Source organism: Frankia sp. Mgl5, from assembly GCF_023242985.1.
GTDB classification, from domain to species: domain Bacteria; phylum Actinomycetota; class Actinomycetes; order Frankiales; family Frankiaceae; genus Parafrankia; species Parafrankia soli.
The window spans coordinates 152,311-172,104 of sequence record NZ_JALKFY010000004.1; the positions used below are offsets into that span (position 1 = coordinate 152,311).

Genomic DNA, 19,794 nt, shown 5'->3' on the forward strand with positions numbered 1-19,794 from the left:
CGCCGGACAAGCACGGCGCGCACCACGCTCGCCCGCGGCCCGGCCCGGGTGTCATGCCGCGCGGCTCGGGACGAGGGGCGCCCCGGGGGCGTCCTGATGCATCATCACCATGACCGGCGCGCGCACCCAGTCGGTGTTCCCGTCGTCGCCCCCGTGGCACCCGCCGCAGTAGGGATCGGCACACTCGCCGGCGCACGGGGACCCGAGGGACGGGGATGCGGCGCACGGCGACGCGGGGCGCGGGGCGCCGGCCGGCTCGGTGAAGCCGCCGGTCGGCGCGGCCAGCGGCTCCCGCTCCTCGCCCGCGGGAGCGAAGGAGCCCTGATCCTGGTGGCGATACCGGCTCAGACCACGGCGGAGGCCACGCTCGGACGGCATCCGCCCGGGGAGCTCGTCCAGGTCGTCGTGATCCGTTCCGTCGAGCAGGTCGCCGGGGCGGCAATGGTAGAGCGCCGCGAGCCTGGCCAGTGTGCGCGCTGAGGGGGCTCGGCCGCCGCGGGCCGGCCAGATCTCCCAGTACGAGATCGTCTTGCCCGTCTTGGCCGCGCCCGGCCCGGGCCAGCGCTCGTTCCAGCGCCGAGCGACCTCCTCCTGCGTCCAGCCATGGGCCAGGCGGTACGCGACGCGCGCGTTGAGGCGACGGCGTAGGCGCAGCTCCAGGGCGATGCGCTGGTATGTCCAGCCCAGGGCGCGCAGCCGGGTCGCCTCGACCCGCAGCGCCTTCGACGTGCTCGGCATGCACCCTCCCACGGTTGATCAATCGGGGAGACCGTAACGGACGGGGCCGACATTCCGGTCCGGCACGGGTCACGCCCGCCCGGCTCCTACGATGTCGTCCGAGAACATCCACGGCCGGCCGCGGAACCGAGTCCGGAGCCGGCCGGCAGGCGGCCGGGAGGCGCAGGAACCGTGTCCGACCACTCCCACCAGGACTCCGACCAGGACTCCCGCCAGGACCGTGCCCGGGGCTCCGCCGGCTTCACCGAGCCAGCCGCACACCCTCCCTCGGGTCACAGCGAGGCAACAGGGCCGGCACCGGCCGGCCCGTTCGCGGACCGCCTGGCCGCTCGGTACGGCCGCGGTGCCGGCCGGCCCGGCCGGGAGCCGGTGCCCGGGCGCCGAACCGGGCGGATCTCGCTGACCCTCGGGGTGGTCGCGCTGGTCACCAGCATCGCGGTCGTCGGCGGCGCCGTCGGGATCGCCGCCATCGTGACGGGAATGCGGGCCCGCGCCCACGCCCGCCGAGGCGGGACCGGCGGCGGCATGGGCACGGCCGGGCTGGCGCTCGGCGCCCTCTCACTGCTGGTCGCGGTCACCGTCGCCGGCGGGACGTGGGCCTTCTACGAACGGCACGGCGACGACCTGCACCGCTATCAGGAATGCCGGCGCGAGGCCCGGTCGCCCCAGGCGCTCGACGAGTGCAGCCGCCGCTTCAGCGAAGCGCTGCGCACCGAGCCGACCTCGAACGGCTGACCGGCACGCCGCGCCACCATCTCGGCCAGGCAGCACACCACGACGCCCACCACGGCCAGCTCTCCCGCGGCCGCCAGCCCCACCGACCATCCCGTCGGCCCGAAACGGCCGGACGCGTCGCCCAGCCGGCCGGCCGACAGGTGCGCGGCGAGCATCATCAGCACCCCGCTGAGCCCCGCCGCGGCAAGCACCGCCGCCAGTCGGCGCCGGTGGCTGATCTGCCCGGCGCAGCGGCGCACCGACACCGCCAGCATGATCCCGGCGACGACGGGCACCAGCGCCAGCACGAGCCAGCCGGGCCGGGGCAGCGGGCCAGGCGGCAGCGCGGCGAAGACCGGCAGGTCAGGCAGCATCGCCGGGTGCACCGCGTCCGGCCGGACGAAGCCGCCGCCGGTACCGAAACCCGGGCCGAGCGTGTACGCCAGCGCCCAGATGACCAGGTTGGGAAGCACCGCGAGCTGGACGGCGGCCAGCCCGACGCCGCCGACCACGCCGGTGCCCAGGCCGCGGTCGGCCGCGGCGATCTCGGGCAGGGTCGCGGCCAGGACCAGCGCGACCCCGAAGGCGGACGCGCCCAGCAGCGCGGTGAACGAGGTGAACGCGGCCGCGACGGGCACCCTGACCATGCCGGGCAGGGCACGCCAGACCGACCGCAGCGCGCCGTAGCCGGAGAGGGCTCCGACCGACGCGCCGGTCACGCTGAACGACAGCGCGCCGACGACGACGGTGAGCAGATCCGGGCGCGCGGCCGGCGCCGACACGACGAGCGCGACCAGCAGGACGAAGACCGTCTGGGTGACGGCGACGAGTGCGACATCGCGGCCCAGCGCTCGCCAGGGCGGCGGTGTCCCGGCCCGCGCTGACCGGCCCGGGCGCAGGCTCGACGGACGCGGGCCGGCCGGGCGCAAACCCCGCGCGGGCGGCAGCCGCTCGAGATTGCCGGTCGCCAGGCGGTGCGCGGCGGTCGTCGCCGCGAGGAGGGGAAGCAGCGCCAGCCCCACCGGGAGGAAGTCGACGGTCCCGCCGGGCAGGTGGATGGTGGCGCCGTGCGCGAGCAGCCACAGATCCGCGCCGATCCGTGCCGCGGTGTCCGGGCCGGCGGACGAGCTGGTGTCCGTTCCCCACACGACGAGCACGACGAGCTCGATGACGACCAGCCCCACGGCGCTGGTCGTGACGGCGCTGACGACCGGGCGGCCGAGTCGCCGCCAGGCCCGCGGCGGCCCGCCGGCGGCCTGCTCGGCGTCGGCGGTGCCGGCTGCGTCCGCGGCGGGCTCACGCCCGCGGACGGCCCCGGTGAACGCGCCGGAGTTTCGCACGGGAGCACCCACGCCCGGCAGGCTCGCACGGACGGAGGACCACTTCCGAGACAACACGCCGAGATATACGAGAACGATCCAGGTCGGTAACAGGACACGCCGGTCGCACCACTCCGGCCGGCCACGCCGGTACGATCCCGACCGCCGCCGCCCCCACCTGAGCGCTAACCCTCGGCTCGCGCGCGGCGCAGCGCCCACGCGCAGGCGACGAGTTCGACCGTTGTGCCCGCGAGGCCGGCGAACAGCCCGTCCCGCGCCACACCGGGCATCGCCGGATGGCCGCCGGCCGGCAGGACGGGATCGGCCATGGCCGGCGCCGTCATCCACCCGATCAGGATCGCCGTCACGGCCGCGCCGGCGACGGCAACGGCGACGGCGGCGGTCAGCCGGGCGGGCGGCGTGTCGGCGACCCGCAGCGCCACCCGGGCCGCGAGGCCGCCGAATCCGCCGGCGCCATGGGGACCACGCGGCGCGCGCGCGAGTCGCGCCGTGGCCCATCCGCGTACGTCGTGGTGACGGCGGTGGGCCCAGCCGAGCATCCGGCCCTCAACACGAGACAACACCGGGACACGTCGGATGATCAGGGGAAGGAGAACGCCGGCGGTCAGCAGCAGGCCGAGGACCAGCGCGAGGCGCCCGGCCGGACCGGCGTCCCAGCCGGCGGACGACGTCCCGTAGGCGGCGTCCGCCGGGGCGAACCAGGGGCGGAACCCTGAGATGAGGACCAGCGCGCCACCAGCCGCAAGCCCGTACGTGACCGGGCGGCCGGCGAACCGGCCAGCGGGTGGCGCCACTGGCTCTCTCCCTCCGTCACCGGACGTCGTCCGGTGAGGGGATCTAGCGGTCCGACGGCGGCTGGCCGTAACCGCCCTGCGGCGGCTGGCCGTACCCGCCCGTGGGCGGCTGCTGCCCGTAACCACCGGCCGGCGGCTGCTGCCCGTACCCGGCCGGCGGCTGCTGGCCGTACCCGGCGGGCGGCTGCTGGCCGTAGGGCTGGCCGTACCCGGCGGGCGGCTGGCCGTACGGGGGCTGCCCCTGCCCCGGCCAGCCACCGGGCTGCGGCGGCTGGCCCGCGACACCAGAACCGGAGCGGAGGTTCAGCACCCCGAACGCCGTCTGCGCGATGGCCGCGATCAGACCGATGAACAAACCGTACGAAGCGCCACCCTCGAAACCGTCGGGAATCGAAGGGTAGGCGATCCAACGGATCAAAATCAGCAGGACGGCGAGGCCGGACGCACCCGCCATGATCATCGGAAGCGGGACCGGGAGCGTCGGGAGCCGGAGATTGGCGACGAACGTCAGCGCCGCGGTCAGCCCCGCGACCGCGAGGAGAAGGAGGATGGCGAGCCACCCCCAGAACCAGCCACCGAGGTCGGTGTTCCATACGCTCGCGCTGTCGGAATAGGACGAGCCGAAGAAGTCGCCCTTGACCGAGAACCACGACAGGAAGCTGAAGATGAACGCCACGGCGCCGGCGGCGATGACCCCGACGTCGTTGGTCGCGACGTTACGACCACCGATCTGTACCACGATAGCTGTCCCCACTTCGTCAGGTCGGTCGGTCGGGTGGGCCGACCATCGTCCCACAGCCCACCCTGACCGCATCAGGAGTCTTACAGCAACGCCGCAAGACGGAAAGCGTTCGCGTCCGCGTCCCCGCCCCAACGACCCAAAGAACTCCTGGACCGCCTGACGCGGGGGCCTTCCCCCAGGTCAGAGGAAGACCCCCCGCGAACAGAGCTACAACGAACGCATGATGTCAGCCATCAGTCGCGCCGTTTCGGTTGGGGTCTTGCCGACCCGCACACCGGCCTTCTCGAGGGCCTCCTTCTTGGCCTGCGCGGTGCCCGAGGAGCCCGAGACGATCGCGCCGGCGTGGCCCATGGTCTTGCCTTCCGGAGCGGTGAACCCGGCGACGTAACCCACGACGGGCTTCGTCACGTGCGCGTCGATGTGGGCCGCGGCGCGCTCCTCGGCGTCACCGCCGATCTCACCGATCATGACGATCGCGTCGGTGCCCGGGTCGGCCTGGAACGCGTCGAGGGCGTCGATGTGCGTGGTCCCGATGACCGGGTCACCGCCGATGCCGACGCAGGTGGAGAAACCGAACTCGCGCAGCTCGTACATCATCTGGTAGGTCAGCGTGCCGCTCTTGCTGACCAGGCCGATCCGCCCGCCCGGCGTGATGTCGGCGGGGATGATGCCGGCGTTGGAGACGCCCGGGCTGGCGATTCCGGGGCAGTTCGGCCCGATGATCCGGGTCGTGCCCTTGGACTGCGAGTAGGCGAAGAACTCGGTCGTGTCGTGCACCGGCACGCCCTCGGTGATGACGACGGCGAGCGCGATCGCGGCGTCGACCGCCTCGATCGCGGCATCCTTGGTGAACCTCGGCGGAACGAAGATCGCCGAGACGTTGGCACCGGTCTCGGCCATGGCGTCGGCCACCGAGCCGAAGACAGGGACCCCCTCGACCTGCTGGCCGACCTTGCGCGCGTTCACGCCGGCGACGACCTTGGTGCCCGCCGCCAGCATCCGCCGGGTGTGCTTGCTGCCCTCGCCACCGGTGATGCCCTGCACCACCACGCGGCTGTTCTCGTCAAGCCAGATAGCCATCGGTTGTGTCCTCCGACCCAGGTCAGGCCGCGGCCGCGGCGAGCTCGGCGGCGAGCTTCGCTGCGCCGTCCATCGTGTCCACCGGCTTGACCACCGGGAGGTTGGCCTCCTTCAGGATCCGGCGGCCCTCCTCGGCGTTGTTGCCGTCGAGACGCACCACCAGCGGGGTGCTGACGTCCCCGACGATGGCGAGCGCCTGGACGATGCCGTTCGCGACGGCGTCACAGGCCGTGATCCCGCCGAAGATGTTGACGAAGACGCTCTTCACGGACGGGTCGCTCAGGATGATCGACAGGCCGTTCGCCATCACCTCGGCCGAGGCGCCACCGCCGATGTCGAGGAAGTTCGCCGGCCGCTGGCCACCGAACTCCTCACCGGCGTAGGTCACGACGTCCAGCGTCGACATGACGAGGCCGGCACCGTTGCCGATGATCCCGACCTGGCCCTCGAGCTTGACGTAGTTGAGGCCCTTCTCCTTGGCCTTCTGCTCCAGCGGGTCGACCGCGGCGACGTCGACGAGCTCGGCGTTCTCCGGGTGCCGGAAATCCGCGTTCTCGTCCAGGGTCACCTTGCCGTCGAGCGCGATGACCTTGCCGTCGCCGGTCAGGATGAGCGGGTTCACCTCGACCAGCGTGGCGTCGGCCTTGACGAACACCTCCCACAGCTTCACCAGCAGCACGGACGCACCCTCGAGGGCGGCCTCGGGCAGTTTGGCGGCGACGGCGATCTCTCGGGCCTTGGCCGCGTCCACGCCGGTCAGCGGGTCGATGTGGATGCGCGCGAGCGCCTCCGGGTTGGTGGCCGCGACCTCCTCGATCTCCATGCCGCCCTCACGGGAGGCCATCGCGAGGAACGTGCGGTTCGCCCGGTCGAGCAGGAAGGAGGCGTAGTACTCCTCCGCGATGTTGCTGGCCTGCTCGACGAGGACGGAGTGGACCGTGTGGCCCTTGATGTCCATCCCCAGGATCGCCGACGCCTTCTCGAACGCGTCGTCGGGCCCGTCGGCGACCTTCACGCCGCCGGCCTTGCCGCGGCCTCCGGCCTTGACCTGAGCCTTGACGACCACCTTGCCGCCGAGCTCGGTCGCGATCTCACGTGCCTGTTGGGGGGTTGTGGCAATCTTCCCGGTGGGTACCGGTACGCCATGTTCGGCGAAAAGCTTCTTCGCCTGGTATTCGAAGAGATCCACGGTCCGTCCAGTCGGATGCGGTCGGTCAGGGGATGCACAGAACGCCTGCGAGCCTACTGACGAGGCCGTTGGGACGCTCGGCGCCGGCCGGTGACCCAGAGTTGATCCCCGTCACCTCCTCCACGGGCACCGCCCGGCCCCGCACCCCCGCCGCGCACCCGTCCGCCGGGCCGGCCGGCGCGCTTTCGTGCCAGCGGCACTTCGCGCGGAACCCTCGTCAGGAGTGCGGGTTTCGCTTCATTTCGTGTCCGGGACGGCCCGCGAGACCGGCAACCGCAGAGACACCGCGGGGCAACACGCCCCGTGGCGGACCGTTACCAGGCCCGCGCGCGGGCGCACCGGCCTCGGTTTCCCACCGCGACGGCACACTCGGATATGTCCGATCTCACACAATCACGGGGAACACTGATCAGCTCACGGAGGAGGTACGCGCCGCGAGAGCCCTTCCGCTCCGCGGAGAAGTTCCTCAGAGAATGAGCCGCACCAGGGCCGCGATCACCGCGGTCGTGGCGATGCCGAGCCACCCCAGGCCGATGCCCACCGTCGCGGCGAGCGAGCCCCGCTGGCCCCGGCGCCGGATCTGCAGCCGCCCGACATGGCCCAGTGCCACCGCCGCGACGCTGCCGAGGCCAAAGATCCACAGGATGCCCAGGGCCAGCGACAGCAGCGCGCAGGTGTTCCACCGCTCGAAGGGCCCGGGACCCTGACCGGCGCGGCGGGCGGGCGACGCGCGGCTGCCGGGGGCCGGCGGCCGGGCCGCCTCGGCTCCCGGCTGTCCCGGCCGCGCCTGGGCGTACCCGCTCGGTACCGGGAACGGTGCCGGCCCCGCGGAGGTACGTCCGGGCTGATAGGGCGGCTGCGCCGGATCAGCGCCGGCCGCCGGCCGCCCGGACGCCGCCGCTCCCCGCGCCGGCCACGATCGCGGGTCGGGCGGAGCGGCCGGCGGCATCGGGTCAGCCGGGCGGTACGTGGATTCGCCGCCGGGGCCGCCCGGGCCGCGCCGCGCGAGACCGGGACCGGAGGTCGCGCGGAACGCCGAGGCCGGCGGCGGTGGACCCAGCGGGCCCGACGCGGTGGGTGGCGACGGCAACGACGGCCCCGGTGCCGACGACGGCCCGGGCGTCGCGGGCGGGGTGGGCGCCGCGGGCGGTCCCGGCGCCGGAGAGACCCCCGGCAGCCAGGCGGGCCCCGGCGAGTTGGCCCATCCGGACGGGCTGGAACGCGACGGCCCGCTCGAAGCCGGCCGGGCGGGAGGGCGCGCGGCCACGGCCGGCGGCGTGCCGAACGCCGGCGACGGCCCCGTCCAGGTCTGCTCGAGGACGGACCCCGCGGCCGCGTCGGCGTCGGTGACGCCGTGTACCTCATGCCCGACGAGCGCGGCCAGCAGGCCGGACGCCCCCGGTCGCTCGCGCGGTGCCTTGGCCAGTGCCTGGCCGACCAGGCCGCGCAGGTAGGGCGGAACCGCGTCGAGGTCGGGCTCGTCGCGCTGGACGCGCTGCGCCAGCAGGTCGGGGGCGTCGGCGTGGAACGGGTGGCGACCGGTCGTGGCGTAGGTGACGCAGCTCGCCCAGGCGAAGACGTCCGCCGCGGTGCCGGCCGGTTCGCCGCGCATCTGCTCCGGCGCCATCCACGCCAGGGTGCCGATGACATGACCGGTCCTGGTCAGGGTGGCGCTGTCGGTGAGCTGCGCGATGCCGAAGTCGATGACCTTGGGGCCGTCCCAGGCGAGCAGGATGTTCGACGGCTTCAGGTCGCGGTGGACGACGCCCGCCGCGTGGATCGCGACCAGCGCGTCGGCGAGTCCGACAGCCAGCCCGCGCACGAGGTGCGCCTCCAGCCGCCCCCGGCGGCGGACGGCGTCGGCCAGGCTGACGCCCTCGACGTACTCGGTCACCATCCACGGCTGGGCGGCGCTCGTGTCCGCGTCCAGCACGCTGGCCACGGCACCGCCCCGGACCCGCAGCGCGGCCCGGACCTCGCGCTCGAAGCGGGACCGGAACTCGTCGTCCTCGGACAGCTCGGCGGCGGCCACCTTCACCGCGACCGGTTCGGAGCCAGGGGCGAAGCCGAGGTAGACGGTGCCCATCCCGCCGGCACCGATCCGATTGTGGAGCCGGTACCGGCCGACCTGTCTCGGGTCGTCGTCCGTCAGCGGTGTGAGCATGACTCCCCTCGGCCGGCCGGGCGCCGTGTGACCGCTCCACGAACAGAGCACACAAGACTATTCCGCACCTTATGACGCACGGCCGACGGGTCAGCGACAGCGGGCGACAACGTAACCGCATCTGCCGGCGTCCGGGACGATTCAGGACCCCGGCGGGAACGGGCAGACCGGCCGGCCGTGGCGGGCCGACGGTGACCGGGGCGGGCGGACGAGCGATCCCACACGTCACAGCACTGCCGGAGCCGATCGCGGCGAGGATCTGTAGGCATGGCTGAGCGCGATTCCACCGCCACGACCCGGGACTGGCGGGCCGCCGTCCTGGCCGATGTCATCCGCCGGCCCGCCGTCGCCGGCGCGCCCAACCGCCTCGGCTGGCCGGGCTACGACGGACGTCCCGCGCTGTGGTGGGGCACCGGCCCGGTCGAGGGCGTGGACGCCGTCGTCGCGGTCTGGGACTTCGCGGTCAACGGGGGCAGCTTCGGGGAGGCCGACGCGGGCGCGTTCGCGGACGCGGCGGCCGCGGCCGTCGCCGGGCGGCGCCCGCTGGTGTCACTCGTGCGCAGCGGCGGGACGCGGCTGCAGGAGGGCGTGGCCGGGCTGGTGGGGCTGGCCCGGGTGTCCCTCGCGCTCGCCGAGGTCGCCGCGGCGGGCCTCCCCCATGTCGCCGTCTCGGACCAGCCGACCACCGGCGGGATGTGGGTCACCGTGGGCTCCCGCGCCGATCTGCGGTGCGCCGTGCTGGGCGCGACGGTGGGGTTCGCCGGGCCCCGGGTGGTGGCCGCGGTCACCGGCGAGGCTCCCCCGGCCGGCGCCAGCCACACGGCGGCGGCCGCCCACGCCGCCGGGCTGGTGGACGCGGCCGTCGCGCCAGCCGCCGTCGCCTCGTGGCTGCGGCGCGCGCTGGACGCGGTCGCCGTTCCCGCCCGTGTCCTGCCCGCCGCGCGCACACCCGACCGGCTCGCCAGGACAGACGCCGATGGCGACCGGGCCGGCATCGCCGACAACAGCCGGGCCGACAACAGCCGGGCTGACGCCAGCCAGGCGGGGAGTGGGCCGGCGCCGGCCCGCGGCGGGTGGGAGCAGGTCCTCGCCGCCCGCACCGGCCAGCGCAGGCATGCGGGCGACATCCTGGACAGCCTGTTCCCCTCCGGGGTGGACCTGACCGGCCCGGACCGCACGGTGCGTGCCCGGGTCGGCCGGCTGGCCGGGACGCCTGTCGCCGACGGGGAACACAGCGCGGGCGGGGAATTGAGCGCGGGCGGTGAACCCGGCGCAGGCGGGCTCGGGCCGCGCGCCGTGGGGGTCGCGCTGGCGGCCGAACGCGGCGGCGCGCCGGGGCCGGCCGGGTACCGGCTGCTCGTGCGGGCCGCGGGCCTCGCCAGCCGGCTCGGCCTGCCACTCGTCACGCTGGTCGACACCCCGGGGGCGGAGTGCGGGCCAGCGGCCGAGGCGGGTGGCATCGCGGCCGAGATCGGCGCGGCGATGGCGGAGGTGCTCGGCTGCGCGTCGCCGACGCTCTCCGTGATCGTCGGCGAGGGCGGCTCGGGTGGGGCGCTGGCGGCGTGCTGTACCGATGTGGTCCTGATGTCGCCGGACAGTTACGTCACGGCGCTGTCACCCGAGGGCACGGCCACCACGCTCCGGATCAGCGTCGAGCAGGCCGCGGACACCGCGGGGCTGCGCCCGTCAGACCTGGTCAGCCTGGGTTTCGCCGACGACGTCCTCGCGCCGCGCGACGCCGGTCCGACCGGCCTGGCACACCGGGTGACCGAGGCGCTGACCGAGCTGACGATGCGCGACAACGATGTCCGCCTTAGCCAACGAAGGGCAAAATGGTCGACAGGATTGGGTGGCTTTCTGTAACGTCGTTGACCCAACCTGCCACGGTAGACAGGTCGCCACGAAGGGGACGGTCATCGACACTCGGCTGTTCACCCGGATCGGCGGCGCCCAGCTCGACGGCGTGAAGGGCCTCGTGGTCGAGGCCGCCTGCCTGGCCACCCACGCCGCGCTCTACCCGGCCGCGGCACTGCCGCGCCGACGCCGCGACGACGACGGACTCGCCGACCGCTACCGGCTCGCCGGCCTGACACCATTGCAACGCGGCCTGCTCATCGGCGACCCGATGGCGGCCGGGACGCCGATCCTGCTGGTGCACGGCCTCGTCGACAACCGGTCCGTGTTCGCCCGGCTGGAACGCTCCCTGCGCCGCCGCGGCTTCACGACTGTGACCTCGGTGGACATCCCGCTGTTCGCGACGAGCGTCCAGGCGGCCGCGGCGCAGCTCGCCGAGACCGTCGAGCAGGTCGCCGGCCGCCACGGCGACACCGGCGTGCACATCGTCGCCCACTCGCTCGGCGGCCTGGTGGCCCGCTACTACGTGCAGCGGCTCGGCGGCGGCGACCACGTGCAGACCCTGGTCACGCTGGCGACGCCACACAACGGCACCCGGCTGGCCTGCCTGGTTCCGAAGGCCGTCTCCTACCGGCTCGTCAGCCAGCTCCGCCCCGGTTCACCGCTGCTGAGGGAGCTCGTCGAGCCGGCTCCCGGCGTCCGGACCCGCTTCATCGCCGTCGCGGGCGGCCTCGACACGGTGGTCCGCCCGGGCGAGGCGGCGCTCACCCATCCCGACCTGGTGACCGAGAACGTGGTCGTCGACGGGGCGGGGCACCACGGCCTGCCGTTCAGCAGCGGGGTGGCGCACATGATCGCCCGCAGGCTGGCCACGGACTCCGCCGGTGGTCGCCAACCGTCACAGACCACCACGAAAGTGCCACATCTTTGTGGCTAGCTAGGGGCATCTGTCCGAATCGCACGGTGTAGCCTCCTCATCGGTTTAGAGGTCCCCCTCCCCGACCGGTTTGTCCGGCGGATGCCTTGCGACCATGGGAGTGCGTGTTGATGCGACCGCAGTTCCCGAGATCCGAACACGGAGCACGCCGCCGCCGGAATGCTGGATCCTCCGACGAGCAGGACTCGTCCGCGTTCGGTAGATCGGGTTTCACCGCCGTCCAGCTACGGCGCACGGGTGTCGCCACCGCGGTGGCGTCCACCATCGGGCTTGTCATGATCAACAGTACCGGGGTGGCGCACTCGGAGACCTCCACGTCGCCCGAGATCCGTCCGACCGGCGCTGTGCTCGGCGCGTCCGCCGGCCCGAGCGGTACCGCGCCGGGAACGGTCAACGTCATCTCCGCCGACGGAACGGACGATCTCTCCGCCGGGGCCCCCGACGGCGAGGCCGCCGAGGCCCAACGCCGGCTGAGCACCTACCTGCAGGTCACCGACCAGATCGTGGCCCGCGAGGCCGCGGCCACGTTGAGCCAGCACGCCGCGGAGACCGCCGCCGAGACCGAGCGGCTGGAGGCCGCCCGGTGGGTCCGCCCGATCGAGGCACGGATCACCCAGGGATTCGGCGGCGCCAACCGTCACATCGGCGTGGACTTCGGCGCGGCGCACGGGACGCCGATCCACGCGGCGCACCGCGGCACCGTCATCTACGCCGGCTGGGAGTCGGGATACGGCAATTTTGTGCAGATCATGCACGAGAACAACGTGGTGACCAGCTACGGCCACCTGTCGCGCATCGACGTGCGACTCGGGCAGGAGGTCGCCACCGGCGAGCAGATCGGCCTGGAGGGCAACACCGGCAAGTCCACCGGTCCGCACCTGCACTTCGAGGTCCGCCTCAACGGCCAGTACGGGACGAAGGTCGACCCGCTGACCTGGCTCGCCGGTCACGGCGTCCACTACTGAGACCGAGCCTGGTGCGGGGCGAGCCGCCGAGGCCGAGCCGCTAGCTCGGGTCACCGGCCTCTGGCGACTCGCCCCGCACACCGGCGAGCAACAGCTCGGTGAGCGTGCCGACGACTTCCTCGTCGGAGAAGCCGGCCTCGTTCGACGGAAGCAGGGCGTAGGCCAGCGTCGACAGCAGCGCCCCCATCGCCGCGGCGACGAGAACCGGCTCGCCGGGCAGCCGGTGGCCGCGGTCCCGCAGGTACTCCAGGTGCTCGCGCAGCACGGCCGTGTCCTGGACGAGCTGCTCCCACAGGGCGTCCGACCGGACCCCCCGGGTGATGGCCGACTCGTACAGCGCGACCACGACCGGCAGGTTGGCCCGCATCACTCGCCAGGCCACGGCCAGGTGCGCACGCATCTGCGCGCGGTCGGTGAGGTCGTGCTCGCGGGGATGCTCCGTGCCATCCCCCGATTCCTCCCCCGCGCCCGGCATCGCCCCGTCCGCCATCGCCTCGCCCGCCTGCCCGTGCATGTCGGCCAGCAGGGCCTGCAGCAGGTTCTCCTTACTACTGAAGTGCTCGTAGAACGAGCCCGCCGAGCGGCCCGCGGCGGCGGTGATGTCCGTGATCTTGGTGTTGAGGTAGCCGCGTTCCACGAACAGCTGCCGGGCCGCCTCCTTCAGCGCGACCTCGGTCCGTGCCGCCCGCTCCCTGCGAACGCCCATGTCGCACCCTCCTTGACCCTGCGTGCCCCGGGCAACCATACTGAGCCCACATTCGCTGAACTAAGTTTCAGTGAGTTGCAGTTCAGTAAAAATAGATTCGACGAATTCAGGTTCGGCGACTGGTCGGATCCCCTGGTCCAAGGAGTGCGGCATGAGTCACGCGAACGGCACAGGCCGGATGCGGGTGGTGGTGGTCGGCGGCGGCGTGGCAGGTGCCGCGAGCGCGATCGCGCTGACGCAGGCCGGCGCGGCGGTCACCGTGTACGAGGCGCACGCGGAGCCGGCCGGCCCCGTCGGCTCGTTCGTGAGCCTGGCCGCCAACGGGTTGCGCGCGCTGGACGCGCTGGGTTGCCTGCCCCCGGTCCAGGCCGCGGGCCGTGCCGTCGAGCGGCAGCGGATGTGGTCCGGTGGTGGCCGGCTGCTCGGCGACGTGCCCCGCGGCCGCCGCTCGGGCGATCCCCTGCACAGCGTCACCCTCATGCGCGCCGACCTCGTCTCCGTGCTCCGCACCGAGGCGGCGCGGCTGGGCGCGCGGATCCGCACCGGCGAACGACTCGACACCACCGCGCTCGAGCGGCTCCACGCCGCCGACGTCGCCGACCTGATCGTCGGCGCGGACGGGATCTGGTCCGCCACCCGGCGGCTCCTGCACCCCACCGCGCCGGAACCCGGGTACGCCGGGCTCTACACCGTGTCGGGCGAGTCCCACGGCCTTGACATCGAACCCGACGCGTTCAACATGATCTTCGGACGGCGGGGTGCCTTCCTCCACGTGCCGGCGCCGGACGGCGGGGTCTGGTGGTCAGCTCAGGTCTCGGCACGGACCCCGCCCGACCCGCGCACGGTGGGGGTCGACGATCTGGCCGAGATCTTCGGCACCGAGCAGCGGGCCGTCGCCGTCCTGCGCGCGACGACCCGCGTGCACGGCGGCACACTCCTGCACACCCTGCCGCTCGTGCGTGGTCACCATGACGGCCGGATCGTCCTGATCGGCGACGCAGCCCATCCTGTGGGCGCCGGGCAGGGCGCGTCGATGGCGCTGGAGGACGCCGTCGTCCTCGCGCAGGAGCTCGGCCGGCGGACCACTACGAGCGACGCACTGGCGGTCTACGACCGGCTGCGCGGCGACCGGCTCGGGAAAATGGTGAAGGCCGCCATCGCGAACCGCGATGCCAAGACCGCGGGCCCGGTGGCCGCCCGGCTGCGTGACCTGATCATGCCGATCGTCTTCCCGCGGATGTACGAACGGGCGACCGGCTGGCTCTACGACTACGACCTCGGTAGCCTGCCGACCGCGGCGTCGGCGACAGCCGAGGCGGGCTGACCACGCCCCACGCCCCACGCCGCCGCGCCGCCAGACCTCCGGGCTAGAGCTTCTCGACCGGGGCGTAGCGCAGGAGGAGGTCCTTCGTGCCGGTCTCGGCGCCGAAGTCGACCTTGGCCTGGCGCGAGTCCCCCACCCCGCTCGTCGTGACGACCACACCGAGACCGAACGTGTCGTGGGTGACACGGTCGCCGGGGGTCAGCTCGATGATCGGACGCGCCGCCGGGCGGCCGGGCTTCGCCCCGAACGGGGAGCTCGGCAGCTTCCCGCCGGACCCACCGGAACCGTTGCCCGCGCCCGCCGACCCACCGCCGGAGAACCGCCCACCGCCCGCGGCCGGGGCAGGCTCGGGCAGCCGCCGCCACTCCACGAGCGAGTCCGGCACCTCCCCCAGGAACCGGGACGGCGGGTTGTAGGCCGGCTGCCCCCAGGCACTGCGTACCTGGCACCTGGTGAGGTACAGCCTCGCACGGGCCCGGGTGACGCCCACGTAGGCGAGCCGGCGTTCCTCCTCCAGCCCGGTCGGGTCACCAAGCGTGCGCATGTGCGGGAAGACACCGTCCTCGAGCCCGGTCAGGAACACGACGGGGAACTCGAGGCCCTTCGCGCTGTGCAGGGTCATCAGCGTGACCACGCCGTCCGAGCCGTCGTCGTCGGGTATCTGGTCGGCGTCGGCGACGAGCGCCACCTGCTCCAGGAACTCGGCGAGGGTGCCGTCCGGGCGCCGCTCGGTGAACTCCTGGACGACCCCGACGAGTTCGCGCAGGTTCTCCACCCGGCCCTGTGCCTCGATGGTGTCCTCCGCGACCAGCTCCGAGAGGTAGCCCGTCCGTTCCAGCGTCGCCTCGATCACGGCCAGCGGGCCAGCGGGCAGCTGCTCGCGCAGGCCCTCCAGGAGGGCGACGAAATCTCGGATCGAGCGGGCCGACCTGGTCGCCACGCCGGGCACCCCGTCCACCCGGGTGAGCGCCTCGGAGAAGGCGATCCGCTCCCGCTCGGCGAAGGCCGAGACCATCGCCTCCGCGCGGTCACCGATGCCGCGCCGCGGAACGTTCAGGATGCGCCGCAGGTTCACCGTGTCCGTCGGGTTCACCAACACCCGCAGGTAGGCGAGAAGATCACGGATCTCGCGGCGCTCGTAGAACCGGACGCCGCCGACGACCCGGTACGGCAGGCCGACCCGGATGAAGATCTCCTCGAACACGCGGCTCTGCGCGTTCGTCCGGTAGAAGACGGCGACGTCCGCCGGCCTGGCCAGGTTCTCGTCGCCGAGGCGGTCGATCTCCTCCGCGACGAACGCGGCCTCGTCGTGCTCGTTGTCGGCGACGAAGCCGACGATCCGCTCGCCGTCACCGGCGTCCGACCACAGGCGCTTGGGCTTGCGCTGGGCGTTGCGGGCGATGACCGCGTTCGCCGCGGAGAGGATCGTCTGCGTGGAGCGGTAGTTCTGCTCCAGCAGGATGACCGCCGCGTTCGGGAAGTCCTGCTCGAACTCGACGATGTTGCGGATGTTCGCGCCACGGAAGGCGTAGATCGACTGGTCCGCGTCACCGACGACGCACAGCTCCGCGGGCGGAACGGCACCCGACGGCGGCACCGCCTTCGCGGGCCACCCCGCCCCGTCGGGCTCCGCGGAACCGCCGGAGTACACAGCCTCGCCGGAGCCCGCAGCCGGCTCGTCAGCCGAGGACACCGAGCGGCCCACGAGCTCACGGATGAGCACGTACTGGGCGTGGTTGGTGTCCTGGTACTCGTCCACCAGGACGTGGCGGAACCGGCGCCGGTAGTGCTCGGCGACGTCCGGGAACGCCTGTAGCAGGTTGACCGTGGTCATGATCAGGTCGTCGAAGTCCAGCGCGTTCGCCTGGGTCAGGCGCTGCTGGTAGGCGGCGTAGACCTCGGCGACCGTGCGCTCGATGTGGTTCGTGGCCCTGTCCCGGGCCGTCTCCCAGTCGACCAGCTCGTTCTTCAGCGCACTGATCGCCGCGGCGAGCCCACGGGCCGTGTGCCGCTTCGGATCGAGGTCGAGATCCCTGGTGACCAGCGTGATGAGGCGCTGGGCGTCCGCCGCGTCGTAGATCGAGAAGGAGGAGCCGAAGCCGAGCCGGCTCGCCTCCGAGCGCAGGATGCGCACGCAGGCGGAGTGGAAGGTGCTCACCCACATCGCCCGGGCGCGGCCGCCCACGATCGCCTCGACGCGCTCCTTCATCTCGCCGGCGGCCTTGTTGGTGAAGGTGATCGCGAGGATCTCGCCGGGCCGCGCGCCGCGCGCCGCGAGCAGGTACGCGATCCGGTGCGTGAGCACGCGGGTCTTGCCGGACCCGGCACCCGCGACGACCAGCAACGGCGAGCCGGCATGCACCACCGCGGCACGCTGCTGCGGGTTGAGCCCCTCGAGCAGCTCGTCCGGGTCGAGCCTGGGCGCCCGGGCGCGGGTGGCGCCGCCCGGCTCGAGCACCGCCGGGCCGAAGGCCCCACGGGACGCCCGACCGCCGCCGGGAAGATCACCGTGCGGCTCGGGGCCGTCGCCGGAGCCGGCCGGGGCACCGCCGTCGACCAGGGCCCCGGGGCCGAAGGTGTCGTCGAAAAGAGTGCTCATCAGACCTCGATCGTACGTTCGACGGGCCAACCACCCGGCGCCGCGGCCACGCCGACCGCCACGCCATGCTGCCGGGCGGGTCCGACACTTCCATGCCCCGCCCGAGCCCTCGCGGCCGGGTCTCGCCTGCCCCAACCTCCGGGCACAGGCCCGCCGGTCGGTGCCGTGGTCGGTCAGGCAACCGTCCGACGGCCCGCGGCCGAGCCGGCCGGGTCGGCACCGACGGTGCCGGTACCGGCAGCGCTGAGAGCACCAGCACCAGCACCGGCGAGTGCGGCGACCCTGGCGTCGACGGCCGGGTCGAGGTTGCCGCCGGAGATCACCACCGCGGTGGGCCCGACCGCGAGCCGGGGGGTCCGCAGCAACGCGGCGACACCCGCCGCGCCCGCGGGCTCCACCCGCTGGCCCGACCGGCGCAGCAGGACCATCGCCTCCCAGAACGCACTCTCGTCGACCGTGACGACGTCGTCGACGAGACGGGTGGCGAGCTCGAGGGTGAGCCGCCCGGGCGCGGCCACGGCCATCCCGTCGGCGATGGTGCCGGCGGCGGTTCCCGGCTGGCCGACCGCCTCCGTCGTGCCGGCGCTGCCCGGGGGCACCGTGACGCGGCGACCGGTGCGGAAGGATGTGGCGAAGGCCGGCGCGGCGGCGGACTGGACGCCGATGACGCGGACGTCCGGGCGCAGGCCCTTGATCGCTACGGCAAGGCCACACAGGAGACCACCACCGCCGACTCCGACGATGACGGTGGCGAGGTTCGGGACCTGCTCGAGCAGTTCCAGCCCGATCGTCCCCTGCCCGGCGATGACGGCGGCGTCGTCGAAGGGATGGACCAGCAGCCGGCCGCCCTCGTTCGCGAACGCGGCCGCCGCCGCGAGCGCCGCGTCGACCCCGCCCGGGACGTACTCGACCCGGGCGCCCCAACGCCGGGTGCTGGCGACCTTCGACGGGTTGGCGCTCTCCGGCACGAAGATCGTCGCTTCGACGCCGAACCGGGCCGCGGCGAAGGCGACGCCCTGCGCGTGGTTACCCGCGCTCGCGGCCACGACCCCCCGCTCGCGGGCGCGCGGGCCAGCGGCCGCGATTCGGTGATATGCGCCGCGCAGCTTGAACGAACCGGTGTGCTGCTCGTGTTCGCACTTGAGCCAGACCGGCGAGCCGGTGAGCCGGGTCAGGTCGGCGTCGGCCACGACCCGGGTGCGCCGGGCGACCCCCCGCAGCCCGTCGGCGGCGGCCACCACGTCGGCGACGTCGACCGCCAGCGCGCCGACCGACAGCGCCTCAGCAGCCAGCGCCTCAGCAGCCAGCGTTCCTGCCGGCACCGTGGCATCGGGCGGCAGCGGGGTGCCGTTGCCTGGGCGGCATCCTGCTTCCCGGCCGGACACGGCCGCTCGGGGGCCGAACGTGCGTCGCGTGGACGCCCTGCGCGCGCTGCCTGGCCGCAGCAGCCCCGGCCGCGCTCCGACCCGGGCGGCGGCCGGGGTGACCGGAGTTACGGCCGGGGCTGCCACGGCCTCGCGATCTCCCGTGTCGTCAGCGTCAGCCGTGTCGCCCACCCGGGACGGCGAGGCGCCGGTAGCCGAGGGCCCGCTCACGGATGGTGATGTCATCGAAGATCTCCTGGGTGGCTCGGCGGCCACCTCGCTGTGGCCGCGGCAAACAAAAAAGCCCCCCGCCGTAGGGCGGAAGGGCTGGGCGCGCGACCCGTTCGAGGACGGTCACGCGCCTACGTAATCACCATGAGGTGCTGCGGCACTCATCCAGCGTGCTCCGTGGCTCGGGCGTAGTCAAACCGGCCCCTCCACCGGGGAACCACCGCAGCGGCAGGTGTAGCGGCGCACCGGCCGCCCGGCTTCCACGGTCCGCGGCGCCGGGGAGATCACCGGCGGGCGCGGCGCCGACGACCCGTCAACCACGCACGGGAACACCCTAAATGCCCCGATTCGGGTGGCGTTCGCCGTCTTTTTGCTCCACAAACAAGACGTACGGCCCACAACCCGCCAACAAGAATGTCCCGCAAGAGATCTCGACGGGTACGGAAGTCGCCCGGGAAGTCACCGGTGCGGTGCCACCGGGAACGGCAGCGAATGGCGTCTGGCGAGATGCGGGAGCACGAAGTCCGACCAGATGTGACGACATGTCCGCCCGGAACGGGCGGCGCATCTCGATGCCGCCGGGCCGGTGCACGGGAAGGGCACCGGCGTGCGCGGACAACCGCCGACGGGCGCAATACGACCCGCCCCGCGCAGGCACCAGCAACTTTCTGACGGGTGGCTGACGCGATTCCCCAGGAGGCGAATCAGCACCCGACACCATCTCACGGCAATACCCGGACACAAATCACGCAACGCCACCCCGACGGGCGACGGAGAGCCTGGTAGGACGTCCCGGCGGACGCTCCGGCAGGCGGCTGACGCCCTGGCGGACGGCCGACGACGGACGCCGGCCGGGCCGCCCACCCCGTAGCGCGGACGGCCCGTAGCACGGCACGGCGCCGTGGGCGGGGGCGGGGGCCCGGGCCCGGGCGGGCCCCGGTACCCACGGGGCGGGCACGATGCCCTGTAGCCCGCCGACAACGCCGCCGGGGGGCCCTCGGCGGCCGAGCGCCCCGCAAGCACTGGTGCGGCGGTCGCACCCGGGGCGGCCGG

At 73.7% G+C, this 19,794-nt stretch carries 15 protein-coding genes and 1 pseudogene; 5 read left to right on the forward strand and 11 right to left on the reverse strand.

All coding sequences use genetic code 11. The annotated features are described in order from the left end of the window. Positions 1–51 precede the first annotated feature (51 nt). Positions 52–738: a helix-turn-helix domain-containing protein gene (locus MXD62_RS03510; RefSeq protein WP_248827971.1), complete on the reverse strand. Its 687-nt coding sequence runs from the start codon at positions 736–738 to the stop codon at positions 52–54. Between the two features lie 171 nt (positions 739–909). Here MXD62_RS03510 and MXD62_RS03515 point away from each other — a divergent pair, with 171 nt between their 5' ends. Further along, positions 910–1,473 carry a hypothetical protein gene (locus MXD62_RS03515; protein ID WP_248827972.1) on the forward strand — a complete coding sequence of 188 codons (564 nt, stop codon included), beginning with the start codon at positions 910–912 and terminating at the stop codon, positions 1,471–1,473. On the opposite strand, the gene MXD62_RS03520 is transcribed toward MXD62_RS03515, so the two are convergent. The 6 genes from MXD62_RS03520 to MXD62_RS03545 all read right to left on the reverse strand — a co-directional run bounded on the left by MXD62_RS03520 (position 1,374) and on the right by MXD62_RS03545 (position 8,761). Beyond that, positions 1,374–2,792: a DUF6350 family protein gene (locus MXD62_RS03520; protein WP_248827973.1), complete on the reverse strand. Its 1,419-nt coding sequence runs from the start codon at positions 2,790–2,792 to the stop codon at positions 1,374–1,376. The two genes, MXD62_RS03515 and MXD62_RS03520, sit on opposite strands and share 100 nt — an antisense overlap. Positions 2,793–2,956: 164 nt before the next feature. After that, positions 2,957–3,586: a hypothetical protein gene (locus tag MXD62_RS39605; RefSeq protein WP_248827974.1), complete on the reverse strand. Its 630-nt coding sequence runs from the start codon at positions 3,584–3,586 to the stop codon at positions 2,957–2,959. A 43-nt stretch (positions 3,587–3,629) separates the two neighbouring features. Next, positions 3,630–4,325: a hypothetical protein gene (locus tag MXD62_RS03530; protein WP_248827975.1), complete on the reverse strand. Its 696-nt coding sequence runs from the start codon at positions 4,323–4,325 to the stop codon at positions 3,630–3,632. 210 nt (positions 4,326–4,535) lie between these two features. Beyond that, positions 4,536–5,408 (reverse strand): succinate--CoA ligase subunit alpha, encoded by an 873-nt coding sequence (sucD, locus tag MXD62_RS03535; RefSeq protein WP_248827976.1) that lies wholly within the window; start codon positions 5,406–5,408, stop codon positions 4,536–4,538. 22 nt (positions 5,409–5,430) lie between these two features. Further along, on the reverse strand, positions 5,431–6,597 hold the full coding sequence (gene sucC, locus MXD62_RS03540; protein WP_071066100.1) for an ADP-forming succinate--CoA ligase subunit beta: 1,167 nt from the start codon (positions 6,595–6,597) through the stop codon (positions 5,431–5,433). Positions 6,598–7,063: 466 nt separating this feature from the next. Next, a complete protein-coding gene (locus MXD62_RS03545; RefSeq protein ID WP_248827977.1) occupies positions 7,064–8,761 on the reverse strand; it encodes a protein kinase in 1,698 nt (565 codons plus the stop codon). 267 nt (positions 8,762–9,028) lie between these two features. Here MXD62_RS03545 and MXD62_RS03550 point away from each other — a divergent pair, with 267 nt between their 5' ends. The 3 genes from MXD62_RS03550 (at position 9,029) to MXD62_RS03560 (ending at position 12,517) form a co-directional block, all read left to right on the forward strand. After that, a complete protein-coding gene (locus MXD62_RS03550; protein ID WP_248827978.1) occupies positions 9,029–10,624 on the forward strand; it encodes a carboxyl transferase domain-containing protein in 1,596 nt (531 codons plus the stop codon). Continuing rightward, complete coding sequence (locus MXD62_RS03555; protein WP_248827979.1) at positions 10,611–11,552, forward strand: alpha/beta fold hydrolase; 942 nt, start codon at positions 10,611–10,613, stop codon at positions 11,550–11,552. Before MXD62_RS03550 ends, MXD62_RS03555 begins: the two co-directional genes overlap by 14 nt. Positions 11,553–11,662: 110 nt before the next feature. After that, positions 11,663–12,517, forward strand: coding sequence for a M23 family metallopeptidase (locus MXD62_RS03560; RefSeq protein ID WP_248827980.1), 855 nt, complete (start codon positions 11,663–11,665; stop codon positions 12,515–12,517). Between the two features lie 40 nt (positions 12,518–12,557). On the opposite strand, the gene MXD62_RS03565 is transcribed toward MXD62_RS03560, so the two are convergent. Further along, on the reverse strand, positions 12,558–13,223 hold the full coding sequence (locus MXD62_RS03565; protein ID WP_248827981.1) for a TetR/AcrR family transcriptional regulator: 666 nt from the start codon (positions 13,221–13,223) through the stop codon (positions 12,558–12,560). 151 nt (positions 13,224–13,374) lie between these two features. Here MXD62_RS03565 and MXD62_RS03570 point away from each other — a divergent pair, with 151 nt between their 5' ends. Beyond that, positions 13,375–14,547 carry an FAD-dependent oxidoreductase gene (locus tag MXD62_RS03570; RefSeq protein WP_248827982.1) on the forward strand — a complete coding sequence of 391 codons (1,173 nt, stop codon included), beginning with the start codon at positions 13,375–13,377 and terminating at the stop codon, positions 14,545–14,547. A gap of 43 nt (positions 14,548–14,590) precedes the next feature. On the opposite strand, the gene pcrA is transcribed toward MXD62_RS03570, so the two are convergent. The 3 genes and pseudogenes from pcrA to MXD62_RS03585 all read right to left on the reverse strand — a co-directional run. Beyond that, positions 14,591–17,146: a DNA helicase PcrA gene (pcrA, locus tag MXD62_RS03575; RefSeq protein WP_248827983.1), complete on the reverse strand. Its 2,556-nt coding sequence runs from the start codon at positions 17,144–17,146 to the stop codon at positions 14,591–14,593. A 173-nt stretch (positions 17,147–17,319) separates the two neighbouring features. Continuing rightward, entirely contained in the window at positions 17,320–18,756 is a 1,437-nt protein-coding gene (locus MXD62_RS03580) for a pyridoxal-phosphate dependent enzyme (protein ID WP_248827984.1), read from the reverse strand. A 730-nt stretch (positions 18,757–19,486) separates the two neighbouring features. Beyond that, a pseudogene (locus MXD62_RS03585) lies at positions 19,487–19,794 on the reverse strand (hypothetical protein); the annotation flags it as partial.

Coding starts and splice junctions, on each gene's coding strand:
- MXD62_RS03565 (WP_248827981.1), bottom strand. CDS start 13,223: ATGGGCGTTCGCAGGGAGCGGGCGGCACGGACCGAGGTCGCGCTGAAG.
- MXD62_RS03545 (WP_248827977.1), bottom strand. CDS start 8,761: ATGCTCACACCGCTGACGGACGACGACCCGAGACAGGTCGGCCGGTAC.
- pcrA (WP_248827983.1), bottom strand. CDS start 17,146: ATGAGCACTCTTTTCGACGACACCTTCGGCCCCGGGGCCCTGGTCGAC.
- MXD62_RS03580 (WP_248827984.1), bottom strand. CDS start 18,756: ATGACATCACCATCCGTGAGCGGGCCCTCGGCTACCGGCGCCTCGCCG.
- MXD62_RS03550 (WP_248827978.1), top strand. CDS start 9,029: ATGGCTGAGCGCGATTCCACCGCCACGACCCGGGACTGGCGGGCCGCC.
- MXD62_RS03510 (WP_248827971.1), bottom strand. CDS start 738: ATGCCGAGCACGTCGAAGGCGCTGCGGGTCGAGGCGACCCGGCTGCGC.
- MXD62_RS03570 (WP_248827982.1), top strand. CDS start 13,375: ATGAGTCACGCGAACGGCACAGGCCGGATGCGGGTGGTGGTGGTCGGC.
- MXD62_RS03560 (WP_248827980.1), top strand. CDS start 11,663: ATGCGACCGCAGTTCCCGAGATCCGAACACGGAGCACGCCGCCGCCGG.
- sucD (WP_248827976.1), bottom strand. CDS start 5,408: ATGGCTATCTGGCTTGACGAGAACAGCCGCGTGGTGGTGCAGGGCATC.